This is a genomic window from Streptomyces sp. LS1784 (assembly GCF_020103755.1).
Taxonomy (GTDB): domain Bacteria; phylum Actinomycetota; class Actinomycetes; order Streptomycetales; family Streptomycetaceae; genus Kitasatospora.
The window spans coordinates 31,856-44,780 of sequence record NZ_JAHSQD010000013.1 but is presented as its reverse complement, the minus strand read 5'-3'; the positions used below and the strand labels follow the sequence as shown (position 1 = coordinate 44,780).

Annotated in this window: 12 protein-coding genes and 1 rRNA gene; 2 read left to right on the top strand and 11 right to left on the bottom strand. The window is 70.7% G+C overall.

Annotation, left to right across the window (positions count from 1 at the left end; all coding sequences use genetic code 11):
• Both KS423_RS03655 and tyrS read right to left on the bottom strand, forming a co-directional pair.
• Positions 1–98: ribosomal RNA gene (locus KS423_RS03655) — 16S ribosomal RNA — on the bottom strand; the annotation flags it as partial.
• Between the two features lie 625 nt (positions 99–723).
• On the bottom strand, positions 724–1,992 hold the full coding sequence (gene tyrS / locus KS423_RS03650) for a tyrosine--tRNA ligase (RefSeq protein ID WP_224274768.1): 1,269 nt from the start codon (positions 1,990–1,992) through the stop codon (positions 724–726).
• A gap of 291 nt (positions 1,993–2,283) precedes the next feature.
• Here tyrS and KS423_RS03645 point away from each other — a divergent pair, with 291 nt between their 5' ends.
• The gene (locus tag KS423_RS03645) at positions 2,284–2,814 is read left to right on the top strand and encodes an HNH endonuclease (RefSeq protein ID WP_224274729.1); all 531 of its coding nucleotides are present in this window, start codon (positions 2,284–2,286) and stop codon (positions 2,812–2,814) included.
• A 101-nt stretch (positions 2,815–2,915) separates the two neighbouring features.
• Here KS423_RS03645 and KS423_RS03640 read toward each other — a convergent pair whose 3' ends face one another.
• From KS423_RS03640 to KS423_RS03610, 7 genes are all read right to left on the bottom strand, one after another.
• Positions 2,916–4,892 (bottom strand): PQQ-binding-like beta-propeller repeat protein, encoded by a 1,977-nt coding sequence (locus KS423_RS03640; protein ID WP_224274728.1) that lies wholly within the window; start codon positions 4,890–4,892, stop codon positions 2,916–2,918.
• 118 nt (positions 4,893–5,010) lie between these two features.
• Complete coding sequence (locus KS423_RS03635; protein ID WP_224274726.1) at positions 5,011–5,316, bottom strand: 4a-hydroxytetrahydrobiopterin dehydratase; 306 nt, start codon at positions 5,314–5,316, stop codon at positions 5,011–5,013.
• Between the two features lie 92 nt (positions 5,317–5,408).
• Positions 5,409–5,588 (bottom strand): DUF1272 domain-containing protein, encoded by a 180-nt coding sequence (locus tag KS423_RS03630; RefSeq protein ID WP_224274767.1) that lies wholly within the window; start codon positions 5,586–5,588, stop codon positions 5,409–5,411.
• Between the two features lie 38 nt (positions 5,589–5,626).
• Complete coding sequence (locus tag KS423_RS03625) at positions 5,627–6,385, bottom strand: sulfite exporter TauE/SafE family protein (protein WP_224274724.1); 759 nt, start codon at positions 6,383–6,385, stop codon at positions 5,627–5,629.
• 182 nt (positions 6,386–6,567) lie between these two features.
• Positions 6,568–7,611, bottom strand: a complete 1,044-nt coding sequence (locus KS423_RS03620; protein ID WP_224274716.1) for an SPFH domain-containing protein — start codon at positions 7,609–7,611, stop codon at positions 6,568–6,570.
• Positions 7,612–7,621: 10 nt separating this feature from the next.
• Complete coding sequence (locus KS423_RS03615) at positions 7,622–8,044, bottom strand: NfeD family protein (protein ID WP_224274714.1); 423 nt, start codon at positions 8,042–8,044, stop codon at positions 7,622–7,624.
• A gap of 120 nt (positions 8,045–8,164) precedes the next feature.
• Positions 8,165–8,956 (bottom strand): ABC transporter ATP-binding protein, encoded by a 792-nt coding sequence (locus KS423_RS03610; protein WP_224274712.1) that lies wholly within the window; start codon positions 8,954–8,956, stop codon positions 8,165–8,167.
• Between the two features lie 149 nt (positions 8,957–9,105).
• Here KS423_RS03610 and KS423_RS03605 point away from each other — a divergent pair, with 149 nt between their 5' ends.
• Entirely contained in the window at positions 9,106–9,909 is an 804-nt protein-coding gene (locus KS423_RS03605) for a hypothetical protein (protein ID WP_224274710.1), read from the top strand.
• A 1,021-nt stretch (positions 9,910–10,930) separates the two neighbouring features.
• Here the strand turns inward: KS423_RS03605 and KS423_RS03600 are convergent.
• Together KS423_RS03600 and KS423_RS03595 are read right to left on the bottom strand one after the other, a co-directional pair.
• Positions 10,931–11,587 (bottom strand): response regulator transcription factor, encoded by a 657-nt coding sequence (locus tag KS423_RS03600; RefSeq protein ID WP_224274708.1) that lies wholly within the window; start codon positions 11,585–11,587, stop codon positions 10,931–10,933.
• A complete protein-coding gene (locus KS423_RS03595; RefSeq protein WP_224274745.1) occupies positions 11,580–12,677 on the bottom strand; it encodes a GAF domain-containing sensor histidine kinase in 1,098 nt (365 codons plus the stop codon). The genes KS423_RS03600 and KS423_RS03595 overlap by 8 nt, the downstream gene beginning before the upstream one ends.
• Between the last annotated feature and the right edge of the window lie 248 nt (positions 12,678–12,925).

The window sequence follows — 12,925 nt, the reverse complement described above, 5'->3', positions numbered from 1 at the left end:
TCGCCACTGATCCACCCCGAAGGGCTTCACCGTTCGACTTGCATGTGTTAAGCACGCCGCCAGCGTTCGTCCTGAGCCAGGATCAAACTCTCCGTGAATGTTTACTCGGCCCCGACATAAAGCAGGGCCGGTTCACACCCGCGTTGAGCGGCACGGCAACCACCGGAATAAGGCGGCCCCGCGCACTGCGTCCTCGCTAGTGTTATTTCAAAAGGAATCTCCAACCCCGATCAAACGACCGAGGCCGGGGATGTCAACATATCTGGCGTTGACTTTTGGCACGCTGTTGAGTTCTCAAGGAACGGACGCTTCCTTCGGACCGCCTTCCAGCAGGCCCTCCGGGCTTCGTTCTTTCGCGTTTCCAGCTTATCAGACGTTTTCCGCTCCGTTTTCCGGAGTTTCATTCACCCAACTTCCCGAACTGGTCGGGCCCGCTTTTTGCGACATCCACCACACTAGCGCATTCCGAGTGTTACTCGGAATTCACACTCACCTGATTGGCGGGAACGCCGAAGTGCCCAATTTTCATGGGGATCAGAGTGAGAGTGGGTTGTGCTGAGTGAGGTGGCCGCTCCAGCGACTCGTTCAACACTAGGCCACCCGGCCGACATCGTCAAACGTCGAGGGCCGGATCTGTCCAGATCCGGCCCTCGTTGCTCAAAGCCGCAGCTCAGAGCGGGTGCACTTTCAGCCTGGCCTCAGGCCGGCCGGTCCGTAGACCCGTCAGCCGGCGGCAACCAGCTCCGCCGCCGCCAGGTTCCGCTTGCCGCGCCGCAGCACGAGCCAGCGGCCATGCAGCAGGTCGGCCTCGGTCGGCACCGCCTCCTCGTCCGTCACCTTGACGTTGTTGAGGTACGCACCGCCCTCCTTGATCGTCCGGCGGGCAGCCGAGCGGCTCGGCGACAGGCCGACGGCGACCAGCAGGTCGACCACCGTCTGGAGTTCGGACACCTCAGCCTTCGGGACCTCGGCCAGGGCGGCGGCCAGAGTCGCGGCCTCGAGGTCGGCGAGGTCGCCCTGGCCGAACAGCGCCTTGGACGCGGCGACCGCGCGCTCGTACTGCTCCGCGCCGTGCACCAGGGTGGTGAGCTCCTCGGCAAGGGCACGCTGGGCAAGGCGGGCAGCGGGGCGCTCGGTGGTCTCGCGCTCCAGCTCCTCGATCTCCTCCTTCGAGCGGAAGCTGAAGATCCGCAGGAAGTTGGGGATGTCCCGGTCGTCCGCGTTCAGCCAGAACTGGTAGAACGCGTACGGGGTGGTCAGCTCGGGGTCGAGCCAGACCGTGCCGGACTCGGTCTTGCCGAACTTGGTGCCGTCGGCCTTGACGATCAACGGCGTGGCCAGCGCGTGGACGGACTTGCCGTCGGCCTTGCGGATCAGGTCCGTGCCGGCGGTCAGGTTGCCCCACTGGTCACTGCCACCGGTCTGCAGGGCGCAGCCGTAGCGGCGGTTCAGCTCCAGGTAGTCCATGCCCTGGAGGATCTGGTAGCTGAACTCGGTGTAGCTGATGCCTGCGTCGGAGTTGAGCCGTCGAGCGACAGCCTCCTTGGCGATCATGTTGTTGACCCGGAAGTACTTGCCCACGTCACGCAGCAGGCTGATGGCCGACATCCCGGACGTCCAGTCCAGGTTGTTGACCATCCGCGCCGCGTACGGGCCCTCGAAGTCGAGGAAGCGCGAGATCTGGCCGCGCAGGCGCTCGACCCAGCCGGCCACCGTCTCGGGATCGTTGAGCACCCGCTCGGCAGTGGGCTTCGGGTCGCCGATCAGGCCCGTGGCACCGCCGACCAGGCCGAGCGGGAGGTTCCCCGCCTGCTGGATGCGGCGCATGGTGAGGATCTGCACCAGGTTGCCCAGGTGCAGGCTGGGGGCCGTCGGGTCGAAGCCGCAATAGAACGTGACCGGGCCGTCCGCGAACGCCTTGCGCAGTGCGTCCTCGTCAGTGGACAGGGCGATCAGCCCTCGCCACCGCAGCTCGTCGACGATGTCCGTCACGGTCACGCTTCTCCTTCGATCGGGCGTCCGCCCGGTGCCGGCCCGATTCGGTCGGGCCCCGGGTCGATACGACTCCAGCCTGTTAGAGCCTACGCGGTTCCGGCCAGCGAGTTTTCCCCGAGGCACCCCCGGGTCGGGTGGCCCGCCCTCGCGGGTCCCTCCCCGATACCGGAAATTCCGTTGTTCGACGGCTGCGGGCCCATTCAGAGTGGTTCCACCGCCGTGCGGCGGCAGTGACGTGTGTGGAGACGGTCGTGCCGCCGTGGCACGCCCGCGGGAAGGGTGTGCCGAGTGCGCAACACGCTGGTTCTGAACGCGAGCTACGAGCCCCTGACGACGGTGTCGCTCCAGCGCGCCGTCGTCCTGGTGCTCCAGGACAAGGCGGTGGTGGAGCAGGCGCATCCGCTGCGCTCGATCCGGGGAACGGGCGTGGCCGTCCCGGTGCCTCGGGTGATCAGACTGCAACGGTACGTAAGGGTGCCATTCCGACAACAGGCTCCGTGGTCGCGGCGGGGCGTCCTGGCCCGGGACCAGCACCTGTGCGCGTACTGCGGCCGGCGGGCCACCACGGTGGACCACCTCCAGCCCAAGTCGCGCGGTGGTGCCGACAGCTGGATGAACACCGTAGCTGCGTGCCCGGAGGACAACCAGCGAAAGGCGGACCGCACGCCGGAGCAGGCCGGGATGAAGCTACTGCGCCGCCCGTTCGTGCCGACGCCGCAGGCCAGCCTGATGCTGGCGCTCGGTCTGCGCAGCTCGGAGGTCCGGGACCTCGCCGACTGGCTGCCGACCGTACCGGGCCGGCCCGTCTCCGCCGCGTGAGGCGGTTCCCGGGAGCGAGGACGCTCTCAACCTGAGGAAACTCTCATTGTCAGGACGGCGGCGGGTGGGGGCGGCATGGGCGTGGACCAGGGCGGAAGGCCTCAGTCCTTCGCCTTGTACCCCGCCGCCGTGCCGTAGTTGGTCGAGTGCTCGGGTACCACGACCACCTGCCCGCCGCCGATCAGCACCCGTCCGGAGATCAGCAGCGAGCCGGTGCCGGGCGGGAAGTTGCCGCCGATCGCCTCCCGGCCGCCCGCCAGCGGGAACCGGCTGAGGCGGGCGGGCTGGTCGCGGCGTTCGTCGGCGGCCAGCACGAGCGACCCGCCGTCGATGCCGACCGCCCGGACGGCGCCCTTGGCGGCGGTCGGCACCTTCCAGCGCTGCTTGCCGGTGTCCAGGTCGTAGCCGACCGCGGCCACCGGCCCGCCGCCGTTCGGCGGTGCCAGGGTGGTGACCATCGTGCGGCCCTCGAAGTACACGCCGGGAGTGGCCGAAAACGCACCGTGCGCGACGTCCAGCCGACCGCCGTCGACGGCCACCGGGATCTCGGCGGCTGGGTCGCCGCCCGCGCCCCAGGCGAACACCCGGTCGGCCTCGGGCTTCTCCCCGGTGGTGAGGACCACGGACGGCTCGGCGGACAACACGGTCACCGTCTTCGGCTGGTTGTTCAGGCCCCGCCACCAGCCGACCTTGCCGTCCAGGATGTTCAGCGCCACGGCCTGGTCGGCGGGGGTCGAGTCGGCGCAGGAGGAGGCGACAAGCACGGTCTTGCCGCTGACGCCGCCGGACAGGGTGCAGAACTTGCCCTGCCCGGTGTACTGCCAGACGTCCTTCCCGTCGGCCGATTCCCAGGCCAGCACGCGGTCGTCGCCGACGGCGACCACCTTGTCCTCGGTGACGCCGACCCGGGCCGAGTAGCCGCCCTTGGTGTCCGAGAGGGTCTTGGTCCACGCGGTCTTGCCGGTCTTGCTGTCCACCGCGGCCACCAGCGTGCAGGGGCTCTTCGGATCGGGCTGCGGACGGAACAGCGCCGCGCCCAGGCCCGCCTGGTTCACCCCCGCCGACAGCCCGCACGGGACGGCCCCTGCGGCCGGCGGCTCCACCGACCAGGTCGGCTTGCCACCCGCCCGGTCGTACGCGTGCACCCCGGAGCCGTCGGCCCGGACCACCACGTCGGCCAGCAGCCAGCTGCCGATCAGAGTGTCGTCGCCCGCGGAGGAACCGGCCGCGGCGGGCTGCGCGGCCCACGCCCGGGTGTGCGCCACCGCGAAGCCCGGCTCACCACTGCTGCTCGCCGCCGCGCTGCCACCGCCCTCGGTGCCGACCATCAGCCCGGCCGCCACCAGCACTCCCAGCGCGACCACCCCGGCGCCGGTCCGCACCAGCAGGGCCTTGCGGCTGGGCACGTGTTCCCCTGTCAGCACCGCGTCGGCGGCCTTCCGGGCCTTGGCGGAAAGCGAGGAGCCGGAGCCCTCCCCAGCACCGGCACCGGCACCGCCGCCGGCACCTCGACGGGCAGCGGCCCGCGACGGCGCGGCGGTCCCGGCCTGCGGCACGGGAGCCTGCTCCGGAGAAGTCTCCGCAGGTTTCTCGGGGACGAGCGCCGGCGCCGGCTCGGCCTCCTCGACGTGCACGTAGCCGTCCGCCGAGTACCCCGCCCCCGCCGGGACGTACAGCCCCTCCTCGGCGGGCTGCTGCATGGTGGCGTACGTCGCGTACGCCTGGTGCTGCTGCGCGTGGTCCGGGTACTGCGGATACGGCTGGTACTGCTCCTGTCCGCCGTACTGGTCCTGGGCGTAGCCGCCCTCGCCATAGCCGACCTGGCCGTACCCGCCCTGGTGGTACCCACTCTGGTCATAGCCGGTCTGGTCGTAGCCGGTGTGCCCGTGGGCGCCCTGGCCGAACTGCGGCTGCTGCTGCCCGTACTCGGCCGAGGCGTAGCCCGGCTGCGGCTGCCACTGCGACGGCTGCTGCGGTGTCTGCTGCTGCTCGGTGTACCCGCCGTTCTGCCAGTCCGAGTGGCCCGAGGGCGACCACGGCTGCGGGGAGTGGGCGTCTCCGAAGGGCTCCTGCGCCATCCGTTCCGTCCCTCCCGAGCCGCCTGTCTGCCGATGCGGCAGTCAGCATCTCACGCCCGCCCGGTGACGCGGCCCGGGCCCTCGGTCGTACGGTCCCGGGCTCCTCGGTGGCGTCGCGTCAGGCTGCCGACTCGGCGCGCAGGGCCCCGTCGATCCGGGCGGCGAGGGTGAAGTCCAGCCCGGTGAGGCCGCCGGCGCTGTGGGTGGACAGGACGAAACGCAGAGTGCGCCAGCGGATGTCGATGTCAGGGTGGTGGTCGAGCGCCTCGGCCTGCTCGGCGACGGCAACGACCACCCGGATCGCCGCCGGGAAGTCCGGGGCGTCGGCGCTGCGGGCGATGCTGTCGCCCTCCCGCGTCCACTGGGGCAGCGCCGCCAGGGCCGCTGTGATCTCGTCCTCGTTCAGCCGTGCCCTGCTGGTCATCGCCGCGCTCCTGGTGGGTCGGGGGTGCCGGGATTCCGGGATGTCCGGGGTTCCGGGATGTCCGGGGTTCCGGGATGTCCGGGGTTCCGGTGTCAGGCGGCCTTCCGACGCGGACGGGCCACGAGCTCGCCGCCGCAGTTGGGGCAGGCGGCGGCCATGGCCTCTGTGCAGTCCGTGCAGAAGGTGCACTCGTAGGAACATATCGAGGCGCGGCCGTCCGCGCTCAGCGACACCGCGCAGCGCTCGCAGCTCTCACGCATCTCCAGGGCCATGGCGTACTCCTCCGACCTGCGTACGGTCTGACGTTCGTTCAACTCAGCAACAGCTTGGTGACGGCCACGAGGCCGACCACCACGATGACCCCGCGCAGCGCGGTCGGCGGGAGGCGGCGGCCGACCTTGGCGCCGAGCAGGCCTCCGACCAGCGAGCCCGCCGCGATCAGACCGGCGGCGGCCCAGTTCACGGTCGAGGTGAAGAGGAAGAAGAGCGCGGCGACTGCGTTGACGATCATCGCCAGGGCGTTCTTCACCGCGTTGATCCGCTGGAGGTCGTCCTGGAGCAGCATGCCCATCAGCGCCATCAGCAGCACGCCCTGCGCGGCGCCGAAGTAGCCGCCGTAGATGCCGGTCAGGAACACCCCGGCCAGCAGCACCTGGCTGCCGTCCGGATCGCCGCCGGGGCGGCGACGGGCGGCGACGGCCTTGGCCACCCGGGGCTGGATCACCACCAGGACGAGCGCGAGCAGGATCAGCGCCGGGACGATCGCGTCGAAGGCCCCGCTCGGCAGCTTGATCAACAGCATCGCGCCGACCAGCCCGCCGAGCAGTGACGCGATGCCCATGCGCAGCACGCGGCGGCCCTGGCCGACCAGTTCGCGGCGGTACCCGATCACGCCGCTGAGCGAGCCGGGGACCAGGCCGAAGGAGTTGGAGACGTTGGCGGTGACCGGAGGGATACCCACGGCGAGCAGAACCGGGAAGGTGATCAGGGTGCCGGAGCCGACGATCACATTGATCATCCCGGCGCCGACGCCGGCCACCAGGACGGCGATCGACTCCCAGAGCGTCATGGGTCACCTCTCCTCTCGGTCCTGTCCGAGGGGATCATGCCGGACGGCCTTGCGGGCCGACCAGACCCGCCCACGATTCGGGACGCACGCCACAGCGCCCGGTAGGCACGATTCGGCACCGCGAAAGGCCGAGGGCCCGCCACCTCTTGGCAGCAGGCCCGCGGCGAAGCAGGTTCGACCGATCACTCCGGGTCGATCTTCGGGTACTCCCGCGCCGGGTCCACCCGGGGACGGGCGGCGCCCTTCTCGGTGTCCACCGGCCGCGGGCCGGACGCCGGGTCCAGCGGCACCTGGGTGGCCGCGGGGGCAGCCTGCGGAACGCTGGGCGCCGCGACCGCGCCGCCGTTCACCCCGCCGGTCAGGCCGGTGAAGGCGCCGCCGAGGCCCTTGAGCGCGTCGCCCACCTCGCTGGGGATGATCCAGAGCTTGTTGGAGTCGCCCTTGGCCAGCTCGGGCAGAGTCTGGAGGTACTGGTAGGCGAGCAGCTTCTGGTCGGCGTCGCCGTCGTGGATGGCCTCGAAGACCGTCCGGATCGCGGCCGCCTCACCGTCCGCGCGCAGGACCGCGGCCTGCGCCTCACCCTCGGCCTTGAGCACCTCGGCCTGCTTCTCACCCTCGGCCTTGAGGATCTGGGCTTGGCGCTGGCCTTCGGCGGTGAGGATCGCAGCGCGCTTGTCCCGGTCGGCGCGCATCTGCTTCTCCATCGAGTCCTGGATGGAGGTCGGCGGCTCGATCGCCTTCAGCTCGACGCGGTTGACCCGGATGCCCCACTTGCCGGTGGCCTCGTCCAGGACGCCACGCAGGCCGGCATTGATGACCTCGCGCGAGGTCAGGGTGGACTCCAGGTCCATCGAGCCGATGATGTTGCGCAGCGTGGTGACGGTCAGCTGCTCGATCGCCTGGATGTAGCTGGCGACCTCGTACGTCGCGGCGCGGGGGTCGGTCACCTGGTAGTAGATGACGGTGTCGATGTTGACGACCAGGTTGTCCTGGGTGATCACCGGCTGCGGGGGGAACGGCACGACCTGCTCGCGCAGGTCGATCCGGTTGCGGACCCGGTCGATGAACGGGACGACGATGTTCAGCCCTGCGTTGAGCGTCCGGGTGTAGCGGCCGAAGCGCTCCACGATCGCGGCGCTGGCCTGCGGGATGACCTGGATCGTCTTGATCAGCGCGATGAAGGCCACCACGACCAGGACGACCAAAACGATAAGGACGGGTTCCACGGACTCTCCCCTAGACGACCAGGGCGGTCGCGCCCTGGATTTCGACGACGTCGACCTGCTGCCCGGGCTGGTACACCTGGCCCGGATGGAGCGCACGGGCCGACCAGATCTCACCGTTCAGCTTGATCCGCCCGCCCTCCCCGTCGACGGTTTCCGCGACGACCGCGGTGGCGCCCTGGAGCGCCTCGATGCCCATCTTGACCTGCGGGCCCTTCTGAAGCTGCCGATAGGCGATCGGGCGGACGAAGACCACCAGTGCGACCGAGACGACGACGAAGGTCACGGTCTCCAGGACCACTCCCCCGCCCAGCGCGGCCACACCGGCGGCGGCCAGCGCCCCGACCGCGAACATGGCGAACTCCGGCATCGCGGTGAGCACCAGCGGTATGCCGAGCCCTGCGGCGGCCAGAAGCCACCAGATCCAGCTGTCCACACATCCATCCTAGGGAGCGAAGGCCTTCGAAGCGGACAGTTCCCGCAGGTCGAGGGGCGGAAACCGGTCGCGTGTGCGACCGGTTCCGACGGCGTTCCGGATGAACCAACGGACGGGGCCTCAGCCCAGCGGCAGACCCTGGGCCGACCAGCGGTCTCCGTGCCGCTCCAGGGTGAGCGGCAGGCCGAAGCACTTGGAGAGGTTGCGGGCGGTCAGCTCGGTGTCGATCGGGCCGGCAGTGAGCACCTTCCCCTGACGGATCATCATGACATGGGTGAAGCCCGGCGCGATCTCCTCGACGTGGTGGGTGACCATCGCCATTGCCGGAGCGAACTCGTCCTGGGCGAGCGCGCCGAGTCGGCGGACCAGGTCCTCACGGCCGCCGAGGTCCAGGCCGGCGGCGGGCTCGTCAAGCAGCAGCAGCTCGGGGTCGGTCATCAGGGCGCGGGCGATCAGGGTGCGCTTGCGTTCGCCCTCGGAGAGGGTGCCGAACTTGCGGTCGGTGAGGTTGGCCATGCCGAGGCGGTCGAGCAGGGCGAGGGCACGGGCCTCGTCCGACTGCTCGTAGGTCTCCTGCCAGCTGACAGTCATGCCGTACGCGGCGGTGAGCACGGTCTGGAGCACGGTCTGCTCGGCCGGCAGCTTGTCGAACATGGCGGCGCCGGCCAGGCCGATCCGGGAACGCAGCTCGAAGACGTCGATCTCACCGAGCTTCTCACCCAGCACTGTGACCTTGCCCGAGGTCGGGAACAGGTACGAGGAGGCGATCTGCAACAGCGTGGTCTTGCCGGCGCCGTTCGGGCCCAGAATGACCCAACGCTCGCCCTCGGAGATGGACCACGAGACCTGGTCGACCAGCGCGCGCCCCTCCCGGACCACGGATACGTCCACCAGCTCCAGCACGTCGCTCATGCCTATGCCTTCCCCAAAAACAAGATTCTCGGCCGTCGGTGCGGGCGGCGGGCCTACTCCGGCAGCCGGTGGGCACGGGGTGGGTGCGCCGCACACGCATGGGCAAACCTACGCCACGCGGATGACCGCCGATTCCGTAGGCTGGCCGGATGCTCGCGACTCCTGCCGACAATCCGTACGAAGAGCCCCGTTCGGGGCGGCTCACCGCATGGGGCAACGCCCTGCTGGCCGGCCTGGTGCCGCCGGACGACGCCGCTGCGGCTGTCCTGGGTGCGGACGAGATCCACCGGGTTACCGATCTGCCCGGTGACGAGCCTGGCGAACAGCACGGGCTGACCTGGGCGCTGGGGCGGCTGCGGGTGCTCGGCGTGAAGGGCCTGCGTCTCGCTCTGCCCTCAGCCGGGCACCCGCTCGGATTGACCGGCCCGAAGGCCTTCAACGAGCAGGCCATGAGTGCGGGTGAGGCCGTCCTGGCCGTGGGCGCACCGCTCGGCCTGGTGCCGGAGGTGGAGGTGTACGGCCCGGTTGGAGACCGCTCGGCAACCGTGCTGTGGCGCTGTTCCGAGGTCAACGACACACCGCCGGCGGACGTGCCCTCTCTGAACGAGGCGGAACGTGAGCTGGCGGACGGGCTGCGCGAGGCGACCGTCATGCTCACCCGCCTCAACGTGGCTGGCGCCGGGCCCGAGGCCCTGCGCGCCCTCGATGCCTACCGCCGTCGAGGACACAGCAAGCTGCTCGCCCCCGGCTACCCACCCCGGGCCGTCCGTGTGCTGGAGTCGGCCCGCCAGGTATCCGCCTTGCTCGCCATCGCCTCCGGCAGCCACGGCGCTGCCGTCAGCGCCTCCGAGATGGCGGCCCGCCAGTCCCTCCTGGCCCCGCTGCGGCGCACGGCCCGACGTGCCCAGGTGGCCGCCTACAACGCCCTCGTCGACGAGCGAGACGACCGCTGAGAGGTGCCGGCTCCCGGGGTCGGCGGCGAGCGCGATTACCTCGGCGCGCTCGTACCTGCCGTCGGGCCCGGCGGCCAGGCTTCCCTGCGCCGTAGCTGCTGACAGCCGACACCGGGACCACCCCAGGACTTCGGCTGCCTCCTCCACCGAGTAGCTCTCCGCAAGCCGTTGCTCCGCCGCCTCGGAGGCGGCCCGCGCCGTGGCCGCAGCCTTGTGCATACGTTTCCTGACGACCTGCTCCACCGCGGCACGTGGGACGGCGGCCAAGGCCTCCCGGCTGTATGTCGGCCAGCCTCGATATCCGCCGCAGGGGCGCAGCTCCCCTGCGGCGGCAAGCCGCCTGATGTCTTCGGCGATCACCAACAGGCCGGTGGTATGGCCCAGAACCGTGGCTGCTTTGGCCACCCCCACTGGAGGCACAGCGCCCAGCGCGAGGATGATCTCCTCGGCACGGGCCTTCAGCTGCGCCTCGACGAGGGCCGACCAGGTGCCGTTTTCGAGGTCCGGCTCTGGGATCAGTTCACGTTCCCGTGCCAGGTTGAACTGCCAACGCCGCATCCGGAGCCGGCGCCTCAGCAGCTCCGGCCCGTAGGCGTCCCGCTCTCGGACTGCCTCCCGAACCAAGCTCGCTCCACGCTCGATGGCCTCGGCTGCGCGGACATCTACTCTCGCCGCCTGGCACCCGGACGAGCGTCCACCTGGCTCCCGTCCTCGATTTCCGCCCTCGGCAATCGGTTGCGACCCAGGCCCGGACATCGGAGGCTCATCGAACATGCGGCACGTCAACTCAAGTTCATGGGCCGGTACGACAGGCCCGCACTCACTGCACATCGCGTTCATCCGGCCCTCCCTCGGGATCGGTGTCGGCGATCAGCCTGGCACAGCCGACTGACTACACATCGCCCCAATTCCGGCGATCCCTGCCGAACAGCACATGCAGGACCCCCGTTTGACGCCTGTCCTGGCCGAAAACCTGCCGATCGGCACGGCGTCCGCACCAACTCCCCGCGCCCCCAGCGCACTACCCCTCGCGGGTCTCGCCGTGGCGAACGGCCCAGAGTGCTGCCTGGGTGCGGTCGGCCAGGTCCAACTTCATGAGGATGTTGGACACATGGGTCTTCACCGTCTTCTCCGAGAGGTGCAGGCTGCGGGCGATCTCCCGGTTGGAGCGGCCATCGGCGATGTGACCGAGCACTTCGCGCTCGCGCTCTGTGAGCGTGCCGCCGCGGCCCTGTGGAGCGCGCGGGCCATCGTCGGAAAGTAGAGCCTCGGCCAGTTCAGGCTGGAGCAGAACGTGGCCGGCGTGCACCGAACGGATCGCCCCGGCCAGCGCCTCCGGGTCCACGTCCTTGTAGACGTACCCGGCCGCACCGGCCCGCAGCGCGGGAACCATCGTGCGGTGCTCGGTGAAGCTGGTGACGATCAGGATCCGGGCGCGGCTGCCCTCCCCCTTGAGCGTGCGCAGCGCCTCGATGCCGTCGACGCCGGGCATCTTGAGGTCCATCAGGACGACGTCAGGGTCGAGTTCACGGGCCCGCTCGACGCCCTCCGCCCCATCGGCGGCCTCCCCGACCACGTCGATGTCGTCCTGAACTTCCAGGAAGGTGCGTAGCCCTCGTCGAACCACCTGGTGGTCGTCGACCAGCAGGACACGGATCGACGGTGTGCTCTCAGGCACCGGGGACCTCCATCTCGACGAGCGTCCCCCGGCCGGGGGCCGACTCCAGGGTGAGCGTGCCGCCGACGGCGGCCGCGCGGTCGCGCATCGAGGCCAGGCCGAGGTGGCGGCCGGCCCGACGGACGGACTCTGGATCGAAGCCGCGCCCGTCGTCGTGCACGCGCAGCACCGCACCGCGCACAGGCGTCCCGGCCAGGGTGACGGTGACCCGGCGGGCGCCGGAGTGGCGCAGCGCATTGTGCAGCGCTTCCTGGGCGACTCTCAGCAGCGCAGCCTCCTGAGCGGGCGGCAGCGCCCGGACGCCGTCGGCGGCGAAGACGACATCGGCGGTGTGCGCCCGGTCGAGGACCTGTACCTGGGAGGCGAGAGTGGCGCTCAGCCCGTCCTCCTCCAGGGCGGCGGGACGCAGTTCCACGACGACGGCGCGCAGTTCGTCGGCGGCCTCGGCGGCCAGCCGGGCGACCTCGGCAAGCTCGGCGCGCGCCCGGGCCGGGTCACGGTCGACGAGCTTGGCGGCCGCCTTGGCGGTGAGCCGGAGCGAGAAGAGCTTCTGCGAGACGGCATCGTGCAGGTCATGGGCGATCCGGGCACGCTCGCCGGCCAGTGTGAGCTCGCGGCTGCGTTCGTACAGCCGGGCGTTGGAGAGGGCGAGGGCGGCGTGCGCGGCAAGGATCCGCAGCAGTTCCTCGTCGTGGTCGGTGAAGAGGCCCCCGCCTCGCTTGTTGGCGAGGAAGATGACGCCCATCACCTGCGGCTCGTCTTCGGCCGCGTCGGTGTCCAGGATCGGCATACCGAGAAAGGCGTCCATATCGGGGTGGGCCGCGGGCCACCCTTCGAAGGCGGGTGCTTTGCGGACGTCCACGAGCCGGGTAGGGCCGGTCTCGTGCAGCATGGCCGCGAGCACGCCGTGTTGCCGGGGCAGCGGGCCGATCGCCCGCCACTGCTCGTCGGTGACACCGTCGACCACGAACTGGGCGAAGCCTCCGTGGTCGTCGGGCACGCCCAGGGCCGCGTACTCGGCGCCGAGCAGACCCCGGGCCGAGGCGGTGATGCGGCGCAGCACCTCGCGGACCTCCAGGTGCCGGCTCATGGCGAGCAGCGCCTGGCTGACGGCCTCGATCCCGGACAGACACGGTTCGCAGGCGGACAGCGGGCCCCGGTGGGCACGGTGGTCTCCGGTGGTGCTGGGCATACCGCCAACCTACCGCCGCCGTCACGACCGCCGCGTCCGTCCGCGGCCGCCCCGGGCCCAGGTCCGGGGACCTAGGCCGCAGGGCCCACCCGGAGCCTCGGGAGACCGCCCGGAACGCCGAGGGGCGGCCCTCCCCAGTGGGAGAG